General features: G+C 71.7%; 22 protein-coding genes. 11 read left to right on the top strand and 11 right to left on the bottom strand.

Going from position 1 to position 16,531, the window contains the following annotated elements; genetic code table 11:
* Positions 1-91: 91 nt before the first annotated feature.
* The 4 genes from KBX63_RS27675 to KBX63_RS27660 all read left to right on the top strand — a co-directional run bounded on the left by KBX63_RS27675 (position 92) and on the right by KBX63_RS27660 (position 3,369).
* Complete coding sequence (locus KBX63_RS27675; protein ID WP_210916295.1) at positions 92-1,294, top strand: NAD(P)/FAD-dependent oxidoreductase; 1,203 nt, start codon at positions 92-94, stop codon at positions 1,292-1,294.
* 12 nt (positions 1,295-1,306) lie between these two features.
* Entirely contained in the window at positions 1,307-2,203 is an 897-nt protein-coding gene (locus KBX63_RS27670) for an RNA polymerase sigma-70 factor (protein ID WP_210916293.1), read from the top strand.
* A gap of 111 nt (positions 2,204-2,314) precedes the next feature.
* Positions 2,315-2,674 carry a helix-turn-helix transcriptional regulator gene (locus tag KBX63_RS27665; RefSeq protein ID WP_210916291.1) on the top strand — a complete coding sequence of 120 codons (360 nt, stop codon included), beginning with the start codon at positions 2,315-2,317 and terminating at the stop codon, positions 2,672-2,674.
* Positions 2,671-3,369 carry a cation diffusion facilitator family transporter gene (locus KBX63_RS27660; protein ID WP_210916290.1) on the top strand — a complete coding sequence of 233 codons (699 nt, stop codon included), beginning with the start codon at positions 2,671-2,673 and terminating at the stop codon, positions 3,367-3,369. The genes KBX63_RS27665 and KBX63_RS27660 overlap by 4 nt, the downstream gene beginning before the upstream one ends.
* A gap of 26 nt (positions 3,370-3,395) precedes the next feature.
* Here the strand turns inward: KBX63_RS27660 and KBX63_RS27655 are convergent, their stop codons facing one another.
* Together KBX63_RS27655 and KBX63_RS27650 are read right to left on the bottom strand one after the other, a co-directional pair.
* Complete coding sequence (locus tag KBX63_RS27655; RefSeq protein WP_210916289.1) at positions 3,396-3,554, bottom strand: VOC family protein; 159 nt, start codon at positions 3,552-3,554, stop codon at positions 3,396-3,398.
* A gap of 113 nt (positions 3,555-3,667) precedes the next feature.
* The gene (locus KBX63_RS27650) at positions 3,668-4,579 is read right to left on the bottom strand and encodes a hypothetical protein (RefSeq protein ID WP_210916288.1); all 912 of its coding nucleotides are present in this window, start codon (positions 4,577-4,579) and stop codon (positions 3,668-3,670) included.
* Positions 4,580-4,745: 166 nt separating this feature from the next.
* Between KBX63_RS27650 and KBX63_RS27645 the strand changes: the two genes are divergently transcribed.
* Positions 4,746-5,273 carry an SRPBCC family protein gene (locus tag KBX63_RS27645; protein WP_210916286.1) on the top strand — a complete coding sequence of 176 codons (528 nt, stop codon included), beginning with the start codon at positions 4,746-4,748 and terminating at the stop codon, positions 5,271-5,273.
* Positions 5,274-5,297: 24 nt separating this feature from the next.
* On the opposite strand, the gene KBX63_RS27640 is transcribed toward KBX63_RS27645, so the two are convergent.
* Complete coding sequence (locus KBX63_RS27640) at positions 5,298-6,005, bottom strand: DUF2786 domain-containing protein (RefSeq protein ID WP_210916284.1); 708 nt, start codon at positions 6,003-6,005, stop codon at positions 5,298-5,300.
* 230 nt (positions 6,006-6,235) lie between these two features.
* On the opposite strand from KBX63_RS27640, the gene KBX63_RS27635 reads away from it, so the two are divergent.
* A complete protein-coding gene (locus tag KBX63_RS27635) occupies positions 6,236-6,406 on the top strand; it encodes a hypothetical protein (RefSeq protein ID WP_210916282.1) in 171 nt (56 codons plus the stop codon).
* A gap of 55 nt (positions 6,407-6,461) precedes the next feature.
* Here the strand turns inward: KBX63_RS27635 and KBX63_RS27630 are convergent, their stop codons facing one another.
* Positions 6,462-6,851: a hypothetical protein gene (locus KBX63_RS27630; protein WP_210916281.1), complete on the bottom strand. Its 390-nt coding sequence runs from the start codon at positions 6,849-6,851 to the stop codon at positions 6,462-6,464.
* 155 nt (positions 6,852-7,006) lie between these two features.
* On the opposite strand from KBX63_RS27630, the gene KBX63_RS27625 reads away from it, so the two are divergent.
* Positions 7,007-8,353 (top strand): ABC transporter substrate-binding protein, encoded by a 1,347-nt coding sequence (locus KBX63_RS27625; protein WP_210916280.1) that lies wholly within the window; start codon positions 7,007-7,009, stop codon positions 8,351-8,353.
* A gap of 62 nt (positions 8,354-8,415) precedes the next feature.
* Here the strand turns inward: KBX63_RS27625 and KBX63_RS27620 are convergent, their stop codons facing one another.
* On the bottom strand, positions 8,416-9,162 hold the full coding sequence (locus tag KBX63_RS27620) for an enoyl-CoA hydratase/isomerase family protein (protein ID WP_374102274.1): 747 nt from the start codon (positions 9,160-9,162) through the stop codon (positions 8,416-8,418).
* On the bottom strand, positions 9,159-10,016 hold the full coding sequence (locus KBX63_RS27615; RefSeq protein ID WP_210916277.1) for a 3-hydroxyacyl-CoA dehydrogenase family protein: 858 nt from the start codon (positions 10,014-10,016) through the stop codon (positions 9,159-9,161). The genes KBX63_RS27620 and KBX63_RS27615 overlap by 4 nt, the downstream gene beginning before the upstream one ends.
* Positions 10,017-10,191: 175 nt before the next feature.
* On the opposite strand from KBX63_RS27615, the gene KBX63_RS27610 reads away from it, so the two are divergent.
* On the top strand, positions 10,192-10,494 hold the full coding sequence (locus tag KBX63_RS27610) for a hypothetical protein (protein ID WP_210916276.1): 303 nt from the start codon (positions 10,192-10,194) through the stop codon (positions 10,492-10,494).
* 78 nt (positions 10,495-10,572) lie between these two features.
* Here the strand turns inward: KBX63_RS27610 and KBX63_RS27605 are convergent, their stop codons facing one another.
* Positions 10,573-11,352, bottom strand: a complete 780-nt coding sequence (locus KBX63_RS27605; protein WP_210916275.1) for a bifunctional 2-polyprenyl-6-hydroxyphenol methylase/3-demethylubiquinol 3-O-methyltransferase UbiG — start codon at positions 11,350-11,352, stop codon at positions 10,573-10,575.
* Positions 11,353-11,405: 53 nt separating this feature from the next.
* Here KBX63_RS27605 and KBX63_RS27600 point away from each other — a divergent pair, with 53 nt between their 5' ends.
* A complete protein-coding gene (locus KBX63_RS27600) occupies positions 11,406-11,795 on the top strand; it encodes a PPOX class F420-dependent oxidoreductase (protein WP_210916274.1) in 390 nt (129 codons plus the stop codon).
* 102 nt (positions 11,796-11,897) lie between these two features.
* Here the strand turns inward: KBX63_RS27600 and KBX63_RS27595 are convergent, their stop codons facing one another.
* Both KBX63_RS27595 and KBX63_RS27590 read right to left on the bottom strand, forming a co-directional pair.
* Positions 11,898-12,107 carry a BldC family transcriptional regulator gene (locus KBX63_RS27595; protein ID WP_007073996.1) on the bottom strand — a complete coding sequence of 70 codons (210 nt, stop codon included), beginning with the start codon at positions 12,105-12,107 and terminating at the stop codon, positions 11,898-11,900.
* A 250-nt stretch (positions 12,108-12,357) separates the two neighbouring features.
* On the bottom strand, positions 12,358-13,197 hold the full coding sequence (locus KBX63_RS27590) for a hypothetical protein (protein WP_210916273.1): 840 nt from the start codon (positions 13,195-13,197) through the stop codon (positions 12,358-12,360).
* 194 nt (positions 13,198-13,391) lie between these two features.
* Between KBX63_RS27590 and KBX63_RS27585 the strand changes: the two genes are divergently transcribed.
* Both KBX63_RS27585 and KBX63_RS27580 read left to right on the top strand, forming a co-directional pair.
* Complete coding sequence (locus tag KBX63_RS27585; protein ID WP_210916271.1) at positions 13,392-14,474, top strand: Glu/Leu/Phe/Val dehydrogenase; 1,083 nt, start codon at positions 13,392-13,394, stop codon at positions 14,472-14,474.
* Between the two features lie 298 nt (positions 14,475-14,772).
* Positions 14,773-14,988 carry a DUF3073 domain-containing protein gene (locus KBX63_RS27580; RefSeq protein WP_074315844.1) on the top strand — a complete coding sequence of 72 codons (216 nt, stop codon included), beginning with the start codon at positions 14,773-14,775 and terminating at the stop codon, positions 14,986-14,988.
* Positions 14,989-15,131: 143 nt separating this feature from the next.
* Here KBX63_RS27580 and amcA read toward each other — a convergent pair whose 3' ends face one another.
* Positions 15,132-15,368 carry a multiple cyclophane-containing RiPP AmcA gene (gene amcA, locus KBX63_RS27575; RefSeq protein WP_210916268.1) on the bottom strand — a complete coding sequence of 79 codons (237 nt, stop codon included), beginning with the start codon at positions 15,366-15,368 and terminating at the stop codon, positions 15,132-15,134.
* Positions 15,337-16,440, bottom strand: coding sequence for a cyclophane-forming radical SAM peptide maturase AmcB (gene amcB / locus KBX63_RS27570; RefSeq protein WP_305798347.1), 1,104 nt, complete (start codon positions 16,438-16,440; stop codon positions 15,337-15,339). Before amcB ends, amcA begins: the two co-directional genes overlap by 32 nt.
* Positions 16,441-16,531 lie beyond the last annotated feature (91 nt).

Raw genomic sequence — 16,531 nt, 5'->3', positions numbered from 1 at the left:
CTCGGCGCTCGGCGAGTGATCTGACCCACTGATGTCACAAACCGCCGGGCGCGCGGTGTCTTGAGGCCGAACCTTGGACGAAGGAGAGGCCATGGCCGAGAACACCGATGTCATCGTCGTCGGCGGCGGATACGCCGGCGTGATGGCAGCCAACCGCCTGACACGGAGCGACGGCGTGACAGTGACCCTGATCAACCCGCGTCCGGCCTTTGTCGAGCGGATCCGCCTCCACCAGCTCGTCGGCGGGTCGGACGACGCGGTCGTGGACTACCAGAGGATCCTGGCCGGCGGCGTCGGGCTGGTGGTCGACACCGTGACCCGGATCGACACGGCCGGGCGTCGCGTGACCCTGGCGAGCGGCGGCAGGCTCGGCTACGACTACCTGATCTACGCCGTGGGCAGCGGCAGCGCCAACCCGAGCGTGCGGGGCGCGGCAGAGCACGCCTACCCGATCTCCACCCTGGAGGAGGCGCGGCGGCTGCGGCCGGTCGTCGACGCCGCACCCGCATCGGCCGCGGTGACGGTGGTGGGAGCCGGGTCGACCGGCCTTGAAACCGCTTCCGAGCTTGCAGAGGCGGGCCGGAAGGTGACCCTGGTGTGCGGAAAGGTGCTCGGGCCCTACCTGCATCCCCGGGCCCGGCGCTCGGTGGCCGAGCGGCTCACCAAGCTCGGCGTGACCGTGATCGAGGGACCCGACGCGAGGGTGACGGGCGTGACACGCGATGCCGTCCAGCTCGCCGACGGCCGCGAGTTGTGCAGCGGCGTGACCATCTGGACCGCGGGATTCGGCATGCCGGATCTGGCCGCCCGCAGCGGGCTGAGCACGGATGCCCTGGGGCGCCTGCTCACCGACGAGACGCTCACGAGCGTGGACGACACACGCGTCGTCGCGGCCGGGGACTCGGCGGCACCGTCGAACCTGCCGGTACGGATGAGCTGCCAGTCCGCGGTGCAGCTGGGCCCGCAGGCCGCCGAGACGGTGCTGAGCCGAATCGCCGGCAAGCAGCCCGCCGACTTCAACGTGGGGTTTTTCGGCCAGTGCATCAGCCTGGGGCGCCGCGCCGGGATCGTCCAGTACGCCAAGAAGGACGACACCGCGACAGGGGTGTCTTACCTGGGCGGCCGGTCCATGGCGATGCTCAAGGAGGCCGTGTGCAGGAGCACCGTCTGGCAGATGACGCAAGAGGCGCGTAGACCCGGCTCGCTCAATCTCTGGTTCAGGGATCGCCAGCGCCAGGAGTTGCGAAGCGCAAAGGCCGGCGAGGCGGCGGCGGTCACGGGCCGGCGGGCCTGAGGAGGTCCCGAGATGAGCGACCGCGCCGGTGACCCGGCGACCGAGATCTTCGTTGCCCACCGAAACCTGCTCTTCACCGTCGCCTACGAGATCCTCGGATCGGCGGCCGACGCGGAGGACGTGCTGCAGGAGACCTGGCTGCGGTGGGTCAAGGTCGATCTGGATCAGGTACGCGATCAGCGCGCCTACCTGATCCAGATCACCACCCGCCAGTCGCTCAACCGCCTGCGCACCCTGCAGCGGCGCAAGGAGGCGTATGTCGGTCCCTGGCTGCCCGAGCCGCTGCTCACCGCGCCGGACACGGCCGAGAATATCGAGCTGGCCGAAAGTGTGTCGATGGCGATGATGCTCGTCATCGAGACGCTCTCGCCGACCGAGCGCGCCGTCTTCGTTCTGCGCGAGGCGTTCGAGGTCAGCTTCGACGAGATCGCGGCCGCCGTCGACAAGAGTCCGGCGGCCGTACGCCAGATCGCGCACCGCGCCCGGCGGCACGTCGATGCCCGCCGCCCCCGCAAGGTGGTCTCCCCGAGTGAGAGGCGGGCGGCGTTGGAGGCGTTCCAGCGTGCGGTCGAGACCAACGACCTGCGGGGCCTGCTCCACGTGCTCGCGCCCGACGTGGTCGTGGTCAGCGACGGCGGCGGCGTCAAACAGGCCGCGCTGCGGCCGATCGTCGGCGCGGAGAAGGCGGTCCGCATGTTCATCGGTAGCATGCAGAAGGTCGGCGGCACCCTCACCACCGAAGCGACCGTGATCAACGGCAGCCCGGCACTGCTGTTTCGCCTCGACGGGGAGATCGACGGCGTCGCCGCGCTGCGGATCGAGGACGCTCGCGTCACCGGCATCTACTACGTCCGTAACCCGGAGAAACTGTCCCGGATCGAGTCCGAAACCCCGCTCACCCTGCACTGAGACGATTTTAATGATCTACGTCTATCGGGTCGATTGAGCGAGATTCTCCACCCCGCGTTCCGCAGTTCGTAGGTGCCGTATTGCACCGCCAGATCTGGCTATCATCGCCGAATGGCGATTAGTTGCGCTCCGGGGCTCGCCCCCGCTGCCGCCCTCTTCCGGTCTCTCGGCGACCCGACCCGGCTGGCCATCCTGCGCCGGCTCGCGTCCGGCGAGGCGCGAGTGGTGGACCTGACCGGCGAGCTGGGGATGGCGCAGTCGACGGTCTCGAAGCACCTGGCATGTCTGCGCGACTGCGGCCTGATCGACTACCGGGTTGCGGGTCGCCAGTCGTTCTATGCGCTGACCCGGCCGGAACTGCTCGACCTGCTGCGCTCGGCGGAGCAGGTTCTGGCCGCCACAGGTGAAGCGGTCGCCCTGTGCCCGACCTACGGCACCCCGGCCGACATCCTGCCGGCGGCCGGCACATGAGCACGTCGCTGCTGACCCCCGAGCGTCGGGCGGTGCTCGCCCGGCGCAGCCTGTGGCTGGCCTACGCCACCGCCGGCTACAACCTCCTGGAGGGCCTGGTCGCGATCGCCGCTGGCTCGGCGGCGTCCTCCGCGGCGCTGATCGGCTTCGGCCTCGACTCGTTCGCCGAGGTGTCCAGCGCGGCCGTACTGATCTGGCAGTTCCGCTCCCGGGTGCCGGAGGACCGGGAGCGGCTGGCGCTCCGGCTCATCGGCGCGTCGTTCTTCGCCCTCGCCGCCTGGGTGACCTTCGATGCCGTTCGCTCGCTGCTGTCCGGCGGTGACGCCGACGCCAGCCCGGTCGGCATCGGCCTCGCCGTCGCGTCACTGCTCGTGATGCCGCTGCTCGTACGGGCCAAGCGACGCACCGGGCGGGAACTCGGCTCGGCGACCGTCATGGCCGACTCGACGCAGACCATGCTCTGCACCTACCTGTCAGCGGTGCTACTGGTCGGCCTGGTCCTCAACGCCGCCTGGGGCTGGTCGTGGGCCGACCCGATCGCCGCGCTCGTCATCGCCGGGGTGGCGGTCAAGGAAGGCGTCGAAGCCTGGCGCGGTGAACACTGCGACGACTGCGCACCCCTGCCTGCCGCCAGCAGCGTCGTCGACCAGCCTCCGGGCTGCACCAATGGCTGCTGCGCCGACCGGAAGGCGTGATGATGCCTGCTCCCGCGGCGTACGGATCAGAGCGGCTGGACGATCTGGATCGGGTTGCCATCCGAGTCGGCGGTCCATGCGATCAGCAGGCGACCGAGCCATTCGTGGGGTGACGCCAGGGCGGGAGCCCCGCTTGCGGTGATCTCCGCGTACGCGGAAGCCGTGTCATCGGTCCACAGAATCACGGCGGCCCGCTGACCCTCGGGTACCGGGTCGAGGCCGTGATCATCGCGGGTGGAAGCGACCGAGGCGATACCGATCTTGTAGCCGTAGGCGCGGACCTCCTGGCCGGGCGCCGTCAGCCGTCCCGACGCCCCTGCTGACGGTGCTGCGCCATGCCGCCCTGGATCGCCTCCCACACGCTGCGCCCGGCCTGCCGCAGGGTCTCCCCGGCCTGCTCGGCGAGCTGCGCCGCGCTCTGTGCCGCGGCGTGTGCCCCGCCCGGCACGCCACCATCGCCCTGGCCGCCGTCGCCATTCCCTGACGGGCCGGGCCCTGGGGCTGCCCCGCCCGTCTGGTCTCGGGCCTGCCGCTCGGGCCCCTGCCCCTCAGGCCTCTTCCCCTCAGCTCCCTGCCCCTCAGCCCTCTGCCGCTCGGGCCCTTGCCGCTCGGGTCCCTGCCCCCCGGGTGGGCGGCCCTCCGGGCGGCGTCCCGCCGGACCCGTGGGCTCCGCCCGGCTCGCCTCGCCCCACCCAGCGCGGCTGGGACCCGGTCGGGGCCGGTCGGCGGCCGCGCCGACCTGCCGGCCCCGTTGGTCGAGTACGTCGCCGGAGCGCCGCACCGACCCGGTGACCTCGGCGGCCCCCGCGGCCAACTGCTGGGCGCTGCGGTTGACGTCGTCGATAGTGGCGCCGGCCGTCCGGGAGATGGCCTCGATGATCTGCGGATTGTTGTCGATCGTGTCCAGCGCCCGGCCGAGAATGGTCGTCAGTTGCTCCAGCCGCACCCGCAGCTGCGCCTCGGCGTGCACCCCGTTGATGTCCAGCTCGACGCCCTGCAGGTGCACCCGTACGCCGGCGTCGAGCTGGAGCAGGTTGGCCAGCCGTGCCCGCAGCGACAGGTCGGCGTCCAGCCCGTCCACGGCCAGCCGGATCGAGTCGACCGAGACTCTCGGAATGTCGAGCAGGACGTCCGGGTCTCCACCGCCTTCGGCCCGGTCCGGCCGCTCGACGTCCCGGTCCGGCTTCCCCTGCTGCGCGCTCTCGCTCATGCTCTCCCGCTCCGCCGCACTCCCGCCCGGCTCGTCCGGGCCGTCCGGCGCGGTTACCCGCTTTCCCGCGGGGCATCCCGTCCGTGACGGCCCGACGACCCACTGTCCGGAACCGGGCACCTCGCGAAGCTGCACACCCGGGCATCAGCCGGTATGGTCCGGGCCTATGGGACAGGGGATGGCTGATCCGGCCGACATCCGGCAGGACCTGGAACGGTTCTCCTTACGGTGCACCCTCCTCGTCCCGGGTTCCGCCGAGCACGCGTTCGCGGTTTTCACCGACGACCTGACTGAGTGGTGGGTCACCGAATACACCTGGTCCGGCCCGGAGACCCTGGCTGAGCTGGGCATGGAGCCGCGGGCCGGCGGCATGCTCTACGAGATCGGCCCGTACGGCTTTCGCGCCGACTGGGGCCGGGTGCTCACCTGGGACCCACCGCGCCGACTCGTCTTCGTCTGGCAGATCGGCCCGGACCGGGTGCCGGTGCCGGACCCGGCCCGGGCCAGCGAGGTGGAGGTGCTGTTCCTCCCCGACGGCCCCGAGCGCACCCGGGTCGAGCTGGAGCACCGGCACTTCGACCGGCACGGCGAAGCGGCCGAGGGGTACCGCAAGGCGCTCACCGCCGGGTGGCACGAGCTGCTCACCCGCTACCTCGCCACCGTGTCGCGCCGCGATCCCACCACCCCCGCCTGACCGACCGGCCCACACTGCGGTGGCTCAGCGGCCGAGTTGTCGTTCCGTGGCCGTGCCGCCGCCGAGGTCCCGGCCGCCCAGGTCCGCGCGGTGCCCGGCCTCCGCCCCGGACCCGAAGCCGGTGCCGGCCAGCCGACGCGGCGGCGCGGTGCGCAGCCGGGGGTACTGCTCGGCGAGTCGCCGCTGCACCCGGTCGGAGCGGTCGGCCAGCACGAGCGCCACCGACGGCGTGCCCGAGCCGTTGGCCGCCGCCGTCTCGGCAGCCCAGAGCCGTCCCCCGATCACCTGCGCGAACCCGGCGAGCCAGGACCGGCGGAAGGCGGCCGGATGCTCGCCGGCCGGCACCGCCGTGCCGGCCAGGCCGTGCGCCGCCTGCACGAGCAGCGAGGTGAAGAGCAGGTCGACCCGTTCCAGGTCGCTGGCGAAGCCGAACAGGTGCAGCGCGAACCCGTTGCCCTGCCGGCGGCGTACGCAGCGGCAGCGCAACGGTTCGGCGACCGCGGCGAGCAGGCCGACCTTGTCCCGGGCGTACGGAGCGACGATGTCCACCACGCGGTCGCCGACCGGATCGGTGGCCGGGTCCCGGGCCGCGAGCAGCGCCCGGTCCACTCCGTAGCGGGCGATCAACTCGGTCGCCTTGGCGGTGAACGCGGCGGACTCCGCGGGCGTGCAGGCCGGGTCCTCGGCCTGGGCCAGCAGTTTTCGCACCTTGCTCAGCATCGCCTCGGACATGCCCCCAGAGCTATCACATCCACAGTCCGGCACGGGTCGGCGCGCCCGCCGGGGCCGCGCAGGCCACCCCCCGACGTGAACCTCTCCGCCCCGCTCGCCACCTGCTACGGCGGGGCCGTCCGGTCCTACTTCCAGACCGGCGGCTACGGCGGCCAGGCCGGCACGTACCGCACCACGAGTCGCTGCCGCGACATCAACGTACGCAACGCCAGCGCCTACGGCACCGAGGCGTGCGTGATATTCGTCGACAAGACGGGCGCCTGCAACTACTGGACCTACCTACCGGCCAACTCCGGCTGGGTCGTGGTGGCGACCAAGTCCGCGACGGGGTCAACTTCCGGGTCCGCTTCGACAACCTGCGCTACGAGTACGAGCCGCTGGTCGCGTACCACGCGTTCTGAGTGACCCGCCCGGTGCGACGTCCGGGCCGACGGGCGTCTCGACGGGGCTGCACCGTCAGCCGGCCCTGCTGCGCAGGGTGGCGATCGTCGACCCGGCGAGGGTGAGCAGGCAGTCGGGGAGCAGCCCGTCGGCGTCCGCCGCGCCGAACAGCGCCTCCCCGGTCGGCACGTCCCGGTTGGCGTACGCGCTGACGAAGCGTGCCACCCAGCGGGTGTCGTAGTCCGCCTGGTCGATCCCGGGGAAGTCCAGGGCGCAGCCGCTACCGGGCGGCGCATCACCGAGCATCGCGGCGGCCAGGCAACAGGCGACCCCGTAGGCGCCGCTCAGGCCGGCGCGGTCGACGACCGCGTCGAACGTCCCCACCACCGCGTCGCCATCCCCGGCGAGCGCCGAACGGAGCACGGCGGCCGCGTCATCGAACGTCTGCTGTGGTAGGTCGGTCACCCAGCGCACAGTAGGACGGGCGGTCAAGGCCCCGGCCGAACGTCACTCTCCGTGTTCAACGCGGGCGACCTGCGCATTTCGCTACCTCCACGGTCCCGCCGCCGCCCCCGGCACGCTAATGTGCGCAGCGGACCTTCGCCGGAGGAAGGACGACCATGCTCGTATCACGCCGCTCGCGGGTGGCCTCACTGGCCGCCTGCGCGACGATCCTGCTTGCCACAAGCGCCTGCGGGAATGACAAGGCCGAGGAGAAAAGCGCCCAACAGGTGCGCCTCTATGGCACGGACGGCAACATGCTCAACTCCTACCCTGCGGAGTTGAAGGAACGTGCCAATCTCGTCGACGGGATGAAGGGAACCACGCCGCTCACCCCACTGCCGGAGGACTTCAAGAGCCGGCTACGGTCCGTCGATCCGGCGCTGACGGACTACCTCTACGCCGCGGAGACGTACGACGCTGTGGTGATCGGGGTGCTCGCCGCCCAGCTGGCCGGGAGCAACGACCCGGCGGCCATCGCGAAGCAGATCGTCGGCGTGACCAACAACGGTCAGCGCTGCGAGGACCCGGCGACGTGCCTGGCGCTGGCCCGCGCCGGGCAGGACATCGAGTACCGCAGCGTGTCGCTCACCCGGGCGGGCTTCACCGACGAGGGCGAGCCGGCCACCGCGAGCTACGCCACGCTGACCTTCGACGGACAGCAGATCAACGACGGCAAGACCGAGTTCGTCGGGGCGGGCACCGAGTCGGCGGCGAGCACCAAGGCGCCGCCGAAGCCGAAAAAGCAGCCCGCGGGCGGCGACAAGGACGATCAGGAGCCGTTGATCGTGGGCGGGCTGCTCCCGAAGACCGGTGACCTGGCGCTGGCCTACCCGCCGATGGCCGCTGGCGCCACGCTGGCGATCAACGAGATCAACGCCGCGGGCGGCGCGCTGGGCAAGCCGGTGGTCTGGAAGGACGGCGACGACGGCACGAGCCCGGCGGTGGCCAAGGCGACCGTGGCCAAGCACGTGACGGACGACGTCAGCCTGATCATCGGTGCCGGCGGCTCGGGCATCTCCCGCGAGGTGCTGCCGGACGTGGTGAAGGCCGGAAAGATCCTCTTCTCGCCGTCCAACACGGACGCCGGCCTGACCGAGGTGGAGGACAAGGGCCTCTACTTCCGGACCGCGCCGCCGGACAGCCTCCAGGGCCGGGCGCTGGCCGACGTGATCCTGCGTGACGGGTCGCAGAAGATCTCCATTGTCGCCCGTAAGGACTCCTACGGTGAGGGCCTCCAGGCCACCGTCCGTGACGAGCTGCAGAAGGCCGGCATCGCCGACGACCGCATCAAGCTGCTCACCTACGAGCCGCCGGCCGATGCCAAGGCTCCCCCGGTCGACTTCAGCGGTGGCGCGAAGGAGATCAAGGACTTCGGCGCGGACGCCGTACTGATCATCGGCTTCAGCGAGTCCGCCCAGGTCATCCGGGCGCTCGCCGACATCGGGGTGCAGATCCGGCACTGAGCACCGACCGCAGACCTCGACGGCCGCACCGGCATCGCCGGTGCGGCCGTTTCGGTTCGGGGTCACCGGGGCCGGCGGCGCTCCAGGAACTCGGTCATCCGGCGGTGTTTCTCCTCGTCCTCGAAGAGCACCGCCTGGCTGACCAGGTCGAGTTGCGGGTGCGCGGCGGCCGGCGCGTCCACCGCCAGCTTGGTCAGCCGCAGCGCCAGCGACGAGCCCTGGGCCATCTCGTCCAGCAGCCCGTGCGCCACCGCCAGCAGCTCACCGGGCTCGTCCACCACCCGGTTCACCAGACCGATCCGCAGCGCCTCCGCGGCATCCACCCGCCGGCCGGTGAAGAGCAGTTCCTTGGCCCGGGCCTCGCCGATCAGCGCGGGCAGCCGGTGGGTCGCGCCGGCGCCGGCCAGGATGCCCAACCGGACCTCCGGCTGGCCGAAGACCGCCCGCGTCGTGCACACCCGCAGATCGCAGGCGTACGCCAGTTCCGCGCCACCGCCCAACGCCGGACCGTCCACGGCCGCCACGCTCGGCATCGGCAACGCCCTGATCCGGGCGAAGGCTGCCGAGTTGATCGCGGCCAGGGCGTCGGTGCGACCCCGCTCCCGGAGCTGACCGATGTCGGCGCCACCGGCGAAGATGCCCGCCGCGCCCCCGGTGAGCAGCAGCAGCCGGGGGCGCGCCTCCAACTCGGCACAGACCTGGTGCAGCTCGGCGATCAGGTCGGCGTCGATGGCGTTGCGCTTCTCCGGCCGGTCCAGGGTGACCACCAGCCGGTCCGGCCGCTCCTCGATCCGCAGCCCCCCGCTCACTGCTTGGCACCGCCGTCCCACCGGTAGAAACCGTGCCCGGACTTCTTGCCCAGCCGTCCGGCAGCCACCATCTCCACCAGCAACGGCGGCGGTGCGAAGCGATCCCCGTACGCGGCCTGGAGGGTGCGGGCGATGTCCAGCCGCACGTCCAGGCCGACGAGGTCGGTCAGCTCCAGCGGCCCGATCGGGTGCCGGTAGCCCAGCACCATCGCCTTGTCGATGTCGGCCGGGCTGGCCACCCCGTCGGCGACCATCCGGATCGCCTCCAGGCCGAGGGTGACCCCGAGCCGTGAGGTGGCGAAGCCGGGCAGGTCGCGTACCACGACGGGGTCCTTGCCCAGCCGGACGGCCAGCGCGACGGCCGCGGCGGTGGTCTCCTCGGCGGTGGCCGGGCCGACCACGATCTCCAGCAGCGCCATCGCCCAGACCGGGTTGAAGAAGTGCAGACCGAGGAAGCGGTCGGGCCGGTCCAGCCCCGCGGCCAGGTCACCGATGGCGATGCTGGAGGTGTTGCTGCCCAGCAGCGCCGGGCGCAGCGCGGCGGCGTCACGCAGCACCGCCCGCTTCAGGTCGAGCCGCTCCGGCACCGCCTCCACGATCACCTCCGGGGAGGGGGCGACCTCGGCGAGAGTCGGGCGCAGCGTCACGCGCTGACGGTTCGCCGCGGCGTCGTCGGCGCTCAGTTTCCCGCGCTGCACGCCCCGCTCCCACAGCTCAGCGAGCCGGTTCAGCGCGGTCGCGCCCCGTTCGGGGTCCACCTCGACCAGCTCGACGGCGTGCCCGGCCCCGGCCGCCACGTACGCGATGCCGAGTCCCATCGTGCCCGCACCGACGACCACGAAACGATCGCTCATCACGCCTCCCTGTCCCGCCCGGCGGCGCGCGGGGTCCCCGCCACGCCGGTCCGGGTGATCCGCCTGGTCCGCTCGCTCATGGTGCGACCCTATTCAGCACGGGAGCCGGCCCATGCGTGGGGGAGCGCGGGATCGGGTACTGACGGCCCGTCAACCGAGGGAAGGACCAGTCGACATGAGCCAGGCACCGGAGAGCGTCACCGACCCGGGCAGCACTGACGGGGAGACCGTGGAGACCCGGGGAGACGAGCGGGTCGAACTGCTGCGCGCCGACACCAACAACGACGGCCAGACCGACGTGTGGGTTGTCGACACCGACGGCGACGGCAAGGCCGACCTGTTCCAGTTCGACACCAACGGTGACGGCAAGGTGGACATCACCATGGTCGACATCGACGAGGACGGCACCCCCGACGAGGTGGTCGATGGCGACGGCGGCCTCCCGCCCGAACAACTCCCCCCGACCGTCCAGGTCTGAGCTGTAAGGAAGGGCCCCTTGTTATCGCCTGGCGATAACAAGGGGCCCTTCCTTACAGCCGGCAGGCCGGGCGGCCGGTCAGTTCGCGAGGCGCAGGGTGGCCAGGTAGTAGGGAGCGTCCCGGTCGTCCACATCGGTCAGCCGCCAGCCGCTGCCCTGCACCAGCGCGCCGAACTCGTCCGCCGAGCAGACCAGGTAGTCGAACCACTCGGTGCCCAGCTCCCGGTAGCGCAGGCGGAGCCGGAGCTGGCCGCCGAGCCGGCCCCGCCGGCGGTTGCGCTCGTGGTAGCCGGTGTGCAGCGGGTCGCGGGTGCCGTACGGGTCGGTGCCGTGCGCGATGATCTGCGCCCCCGGCCGGGCCAGCGCGGCGAGCGCGGCCAGGAACTTCGGTGCCCGCTCCCGTCCCTCGAACAGCCCCAGGTTGTTGCCGAGGAGCAGGAACGTGTCGTACCGCCGGCCGTCGGCGACGTGCGTGTCCACGGTGCCGTGCACCAGTTGCCGGACCCCGCGGCGCCGGCTCACCGCCAGCGCGCCCGCCGAGGTGTCCAGCCCGGTGACCGGTACGCCGCGCTCCTGGAGCAGCAGCGCGATCCGGCCGGCACCGGTGCCGACGTCCAGCGTCTCGCCCCGGACCCGGTCCACCGCCCGGTGGTCGTACGGCTGCCAGTCGGCAGGCCCGTCCAGGTAGTGCGCGGCCGGCGCACCATTGATCAACCCGTCGTCCCGCTCAATGATCTCGATGACCGGCCGGGGCAGCCGCCCGCCGACCAGCGGTCGGGGGCCCACCCCGGTGGCCACGGCGAGCGTGTCCCGCAGCAGTTCGCCGATCACGTCACCGGTTTGAGGCTCCCCCGTCATGACGTCACGCTATCCGGCCACTCAGCAGGCCGCAGCGGTCGTATCCTGGCGGCGTGACCACGCTGGACCGGCTGTCGGCCGAGAAGTACATCCTGCTCACGACCTTCCGCAAGGACGGTCGGGCGGTGCCGACCCCCGTCTGGTCGGTACGCGACGGCGAGGCGTTGGCGGTCTGGACCCGGGCCGACTCCGGCAAGGTGAAGCGGATCCGCCGCAACGGCGACGTGACCGTGGCGCCGTGCGACGTGCGGGGCCGGCCGCACGGGCCGGAGGTGCCCGCCCACGCGACGATCTACGGTGGCGGCGACACCGGCCGGGTGCGCGACCTGCTCAAGCACAAGTACCGGCTGATCGGCCGACTGAGCCTGCTCGGCAGCCGGCTGCGCCGGGGTGCGGGTGGCACGGTCGGCATCCGGGTGACCCTTGCCGAGGGGCAGGGCTGAGGCCGGACGTGGCCTGAGGCCCGGCTGGCGTGGGTGACGCCGGCCGGACATGGAAAGGGGCGGCGGATCGCGATCCACCGCCCCTGACCGGAAAACCTGCGCTCAGTCGCCCTGCCGCTGCTGCGGGATCTGGCCCTGCAACAGCGCCCTGACCTCCGACTCGCGGTATCGACGGTGACCACCCAACGTGCGGATGGCGCTGAGCTTGCCAGCCTTGGCCCACCGGGTCACCGTCTTCGGGTCGACACGGAACATCGACGCCACCTCGGCCGGCGTGAGTAGCGGCTCTGGTTCGTGCGTTCGCGATGCCATCGGTCACTCCTCCACATGTATAGACATCGGCCGGGGTCCCGCCGGCCGACGCGTCTCCCATGGTCCGGCTAGTCCCCGATGTCCGACATGGGCCGAACGGATGAAGGTCCCTAGACGGACGGATGAACCATGCCCGATTTTTACGACTTTTACACGGCAGAAAGTACCTTATTAGGACTCATGATCACGGTTCGTGATGCGTCAACTACGAGCACACCTCGCCTTGGGAGCGCTCTGCGGGCGATTTGCCTCAGTTGCACCGCTCCAGCAGCTGCACCGCGCGCCACCGTGCCACCAGCTTGTCGTACGCGGCGGACGCCTCTTCGGCCTCACCACGGGACAGCCCGGCGAGACCGCCGGCGACCAGCTCAGGGGAGTCGTCCGCGGCCAGCGTCTCGTCGGAGAGCAGGTCGACCAGGCCGCCGTAGTCCAGCTCCACCACCGAGCGCGGGTGGAACTCCTCCAGCCAGCGGGCCGCCTCCTCCACCGCCTCCGTGATCGGCGCCTCGCCCACCGACTTGCGCAGCACCGAGAGCGCCCGCGACGAGCGGCGGCGGGCCTTCGAGATCTCGGTGCGGTAGCGCAGCGCCCGGCGGCCCGGTTGGGTGACCAGGTCCCGCTCCGCCGGCTCGAAGAGCACGAACCAGCGCAGCGGCACACCCCAGGTGGCGATCTGCTCGTGCACCCGGGGCACGCCGTGCTCCAGCACCCGGGCGCCGCTGCGCCAGTCGTCCACCACAGCCCTGGCCTGCCCCGCCAGCACCGGCGGCACGAAGGCGTCGGCGAGCACCGAGGGCACCCCGTCCCGGGCGCTGAGCGCCGCCTCAGCGACCCGGATCCGCAGGTTCCATGGGCAGACCAGCAGGCTGTCGTCCGTCTCCAGGACGTACGCCTCCTCCGGCGGGTCCGGCAACCGCGTCCAGCCCGCCCCCAGCGCCTCGATCACCGCCGTCCGCTGCCGGCCGGGACCCTCCACCGGGGCCACCGCCCGCCCCTCGGAGACGTAGCGGCGCCAGTAGCTCTGGCGGTCCCGGTCGAAGGCGGTCAGCGGTTCGTACACGCGCAGGTAAGAAGCGAAGAGCGACGGCACGGCGCGATCCTCCCACGAACCGCCCCCGGACGCGGTCAGCGGCCGGACCACGCGCGCCGCAACGTGAGACGGCGGCGGCGCGTCGGGCGACGCCACGGCGGCCGATACTAGGCTCGACCACACCGGCAGCATCCCCGCCGGGGTCCACCCAGGTCCGCGTCCCACAAGGGCGCACACCACTCCAGGAGCAAGCCATGGGCGTATTCGCGAGCACCGACGACCCGGTATCGACCGGTCACGAACAGATCGTGTTCTGCCAGGACAAGCAGAGCGGCCTGAAGGCGATCATCGGGATCTACTCCACCGCGCTGGGGCCGGCGCTGGGCGGCACCCGCTTCTACCCGTACGCCAACGAGGACGCGGCGCTCGCCGACGTGCTCGACCTGTCCCGCGGGATGGCGTACAAGAACGCTCTCGCCGGGCTCGACCTGGGCGGCGGCAAGGCGGTGATCTGGGGCGACCCCGAGCAGATCAAGACCGAGGCGCTGCTGCGCGCGTACGGCCGCTTCGTGGAGTCGCTGGCCGGTCGCTACTACACCGCCTGTGACGTCGGCACCTACGTGGCGGACATGGACGTCGTGGCCCGCGAGACCCGCTACGTGACCGGCCGCAGCGTCGAGCACGGCGGTGCGGGTGACTCGTCGATCCTGACCGCCTGGGGCGTCTTCCAGGGCATGCGGGCCGCCGCCGAGCACGTGTGGGGCACCCCGAGCCTGCGCGGCCGCCGGGTCGGCGTGGCCGGCCTGGGCAAGGTCGGCAAGTACCTGACCGGGCACCTGCTGGAGGACGGCGCCGAGGTGGTGGCCACCGACGTCAACCCGAAGGCGCTGGAGTGGGCACGCACCAACCACCCGCAGGTCACCCTGGTGGACGACGCCGCCGCGCTGGTCGCCGCGGACATCGACGTGTACGCCCCGTGCGCGCTGGGTGGCGCCTTGAACGACGACACCGTGCCGGTGCTGCGGGCCAAGGTGGTCGCCGGGGCGGCGAACAACCAGCTCGCCCACCCGGGCATCGAGAAGCTGCTGGCCGACCGGGGCATCCTGTACACCCCGGACTACGTGGTCAACGCCGGCGGCGTGATCCAGGTCGCGGACGAGATCGAGGGCTTCAACTTCGACCGGGCGAAGCTCCGGGCCACCCGGATCTACGACACCACCCGTCAGATCCTGCACCTGGCCGATGCCGAGGGCGTGCCGCCGGCGGTGGCCGCGGACCGGCTGGCGGAGCGCCGGATGGCCGAGGTCGGCCGCCTGCGCACGATCCACCTGCGCTGAGCGTTCCCGGAGGCGGACCCACCGGATCCGCCTCCGGGCCCCCCGCCGGTCCACGGTCGGTAGGCTGAAGCCAGGTCAAGTTGGGGTGTTTTGTCCGGTGTCACGGGCGCTCTCGGTTCCGCTCCTTACCAGGTACACTGGGTGACGGCCGGATCGCCGCGACTCGCAGAGCCGGCTGACGGTAACCCGAGGTGCCGAACGATGGCATCCCCATGTACCGTAAGAGCCACGAGAGATGCCTGACGTCATCGGGGCCCGCCTTCGGGCTGCCCCGCATTCTGTGCGAGGGGGTCGAGCCATGGGGCGCGGCCGTGCTAAGGCCAAGCAGACGAAGGTGGCCCGGGAGTTGAAGTACCACTCCCCGAACACCGACCTCACCGCCTTGCAGCGTGAACTGGCGGGTGCTGGTAAGTCTGAGCACCACTTCGACGACGACTCTAAAGAGTTCGTCGACGACGATGATGAGGATCACGCGGACGACGACCCGGATCCCTGGATCCGTCCGACCCGCTGACCTCTCGACGCAGCTGAGCACGCGGTGACCCCCGCGTGCTCATGCATCTGCCCGTCGAGAGCGGTACCAGTAGCGACGGTCAGGGGCCTGGCGCGGCCGGAGACGACTCCGGCCGTTCGACAGGCCCCTGACTGCGGTCGCCCTCAGCGCGGTCGGTTGTTCCAGTTGTAGAAGGTCGGGATGTTCTCGAAGTGGTTCCAGGCGCACACGGCGCTGGTGCCGCCCCCGCCCGGCACCTCCGCCCGCAGCCGCCGCGCGTCCTCGGCCTCCTGCAGGAGCGCGACGAGCCCTGGGGCCACCTCCCGCACCCGGTCGGCGACTCCGTCCGGAGCGTCATCCGCTCCGCGTTCAGGCCGCCGGTGACTGGTGGTCTCGGGCATGCTCCAACACTCCCTCCAATAGGCGGATCTTGCTGTTGCGGCAGTGCTCGGTCTCCGTACCGTCGAAACGCCCCAACTCGAAGTAACGGTTGGCGGCATGACCACCGCCGCAGAAGCCGAAGTACGGGCAGGACGCCCGACACGCCTCCACCCCGGCCAGGAACTCGCCCACCCACGGGGTCGCCCCGGCGCCGGTGAGGATCTCAGCCAACGGGGTGGTCAGCACGTTACCGCTGCTGAAATCGCCGTAGCGGGGGTCGGTGAAGCCGGCGAGTTCCGGGGAGAGCACGGTCACCGAGCCGTCGTGCCCGATGGTCGGGATCGGGTCCAGCCGACGGGGCAGCACCGCGTCCGCCGAGTCGTCGAGCACCGCCGCGGCGTAGCGCAGCGACCACTCGATCTCGCGCAGGTGGATCCGGGGATCCCGGCGCCAGACCGCCACCAGCTCCGCCCAGAACGTGGTCACCGCCGCCGGGTCGTGGCGATTGTCCCGGGTGTTGACTCCCTCGGTCTCCTCGATGTTGATGCCCAGCACGTCGCAGCCCAGGCCGAGGAAGTAGTCGTACAGCTCGGCGGCGAGCCCCGGCTCCGGCCGGGACACCACGGCCAGCGCGGAGAACGGCAGGCCGTGTCGGCGCAACGTGTCCACCCCGCGCATGATCCGGTCGTACGCGGGCTGGCCGCCCCGGTTGACCCGGTCGCCGTTGCGCTCCCGGGGCCCGTCCACGCTCACGCTCACCCGCACGTCATGCTCGACGAAGAAGTCGCACCAGTCGTCGTCGATCAGCGTGGCGTTGGTCTGCACGTGGTGCTCAACCTCAGGCCCGAACGGGGCGATCAGGTTGGCGAGCCACTCCCGACCGGCCGCCAGCGGCTCTCCGCCGTGCCAGACCACGGAGAACCGGCCGGCCGCCGCCCACGGGTTGACCGCCGCCGCCACCGCCTCGGCCACCGGCACCGGCATCCGCCGGTCGGCGGCGCGGAACGGCAGGTAGCAGTACGCGCAGTCGAGGTTACAGAGGGTGGTGGGCTGCATGACGACGTACGACGGGACCGTGGCCAGACCACGCATCCCGCTGAACGACTGTCCCCGAGCAGCCATCGCCCTCCTCCGCCTAGCCTGAGGGTGCCCTTCAGGCTAGGCGGCATTGGCCACTCGGGTG

It is taken from the genome of Micromonospora sp. U21, from assembly GCF_018070045.1.
In the GTDB taxonomy this organism is placed as follows: domain Bacteria; phylum Actinomycetota; class Actinomycetes; order Mycobacteriales; family Micromonosporaceae; genus Micromonospora.
The sequence above is the reverse complement of the archived record's forward strand: the minus strand, read 5'-3'. Positions and strand labels throughout refer to the sequence as shown.

Bases quoted from the DNA above. Each gene is read 5' to 3' on its own strand.
- KBX63_RS27660 (WP_210916290.1), top strand. From the start codon at position 2,671: ATGAGCACGTCGCTGCTGACCCCCGAGCGTCGGGCGGTGCTCGCCCGG.
- KBX63_RS27625 (WP_210916280.1), top strand. From the start codon at position 7,007: ATGCTCGTATCACGCCGCTCGCGGGTGGCCTCACTGGCCGCCTGCGCG.
- KBX63_RS27610 (WP_210916276.1), top strand. From the start codon at position 10,192: ATGAGCCAGGCACCGGAGAGCGTCACCGACCCGGGCAGCACTGACGGG.
- KBX63_RS27675 (WP_210916295.1), top strand. From the start codon at position 92: ATGGCCGAGAACACCGATGTCATCGTCGTCGGCGGCGGATACGCCGGC.
- KBX63_RS27585 (WP_210916271.1), top strand. From the start codon at position 13,392: ATGGGCGTATTCGCGAGCACCGACGACCCGGTATCGACCGGTCACGAA.
- KBX63_RS27605 (WP_210916275.1), bottom strand. From the start codon at position 11,352: ATGACGGGGGAGCCTCAAACCGGTGACGTGATCGGCGAACTGCTGCGG.
- KBX63_RS27645 (WP_210916286.1), top strand. From the start codon at position 4,746: ATGGGACAGGGGATGGCTGATCCGGCCGACATCCGGCAGGACCTGGAA.
- amcB (WP_305798347.1), bottom strand. From the start codon at position 16,440: ATGCGTGGTCTGGCCACGGTCCCGTCGTACGTCGTCATGCAGCCCACC.
- KBX63_RS27670 (WP_210916293.1), top strand. From the start codon at position 1,307: ATGAGCGACCGCGCCGGTGACCCGGCGACCGAGATCTTCGTTGCCCAC.
- KBX63_RS27640 (WP_210916284.1), bottom strand. From the start codon at position 6,005: ATGTCCGAGGCGATGCTGAGCAAGGTGCGAAAACTGCTGGCCCAGGCC.
- KBX63_RS27580 (WP_074315844.1), top strand. From the start codon at position 14,773: ATGGGGCGCGGCCGTGCTAAGGCCAAGCAGACGAAGGTGGCCCGGGAG.
- KBX63_RS27595 (WP_007073996.1), bottom strand. From the start codon at position 12,107: ATGGCATCGCGAACGCACGAACCAGAGCCGCTACTCACGCCGGCCGAG.
- KBX63_RS27665 (WP_210916291.1), top strand. From the start codon at position 2,315: ATGGCGATTAGTTGCGCTCCGGGGCTCGCCCCCGCTGCCGCCCTCTTC.
- amcA (WP_210916268.1), bottom strand. From the start codon at position 15,368: ATGCCCGAGACCACCAGTCACCGGCGGCCTGAACGCGGAGCGGATGAC.
- KBX63_RS27650 (WP_210916288.1), bottom strand. From the start codon at position 4,579: ATGAGCGAGAGCGCGCAGCAGGGGAAGCCGGACCGGGACGTCGAGCGG.
- KBX63_RS27615 (WP_210916277.1), bottom strand. From the start codon at position 10,016: ATGAGCGATCGTTTCGTGGTCGTCGGTGCGGGCACGATGGGACTCGGC.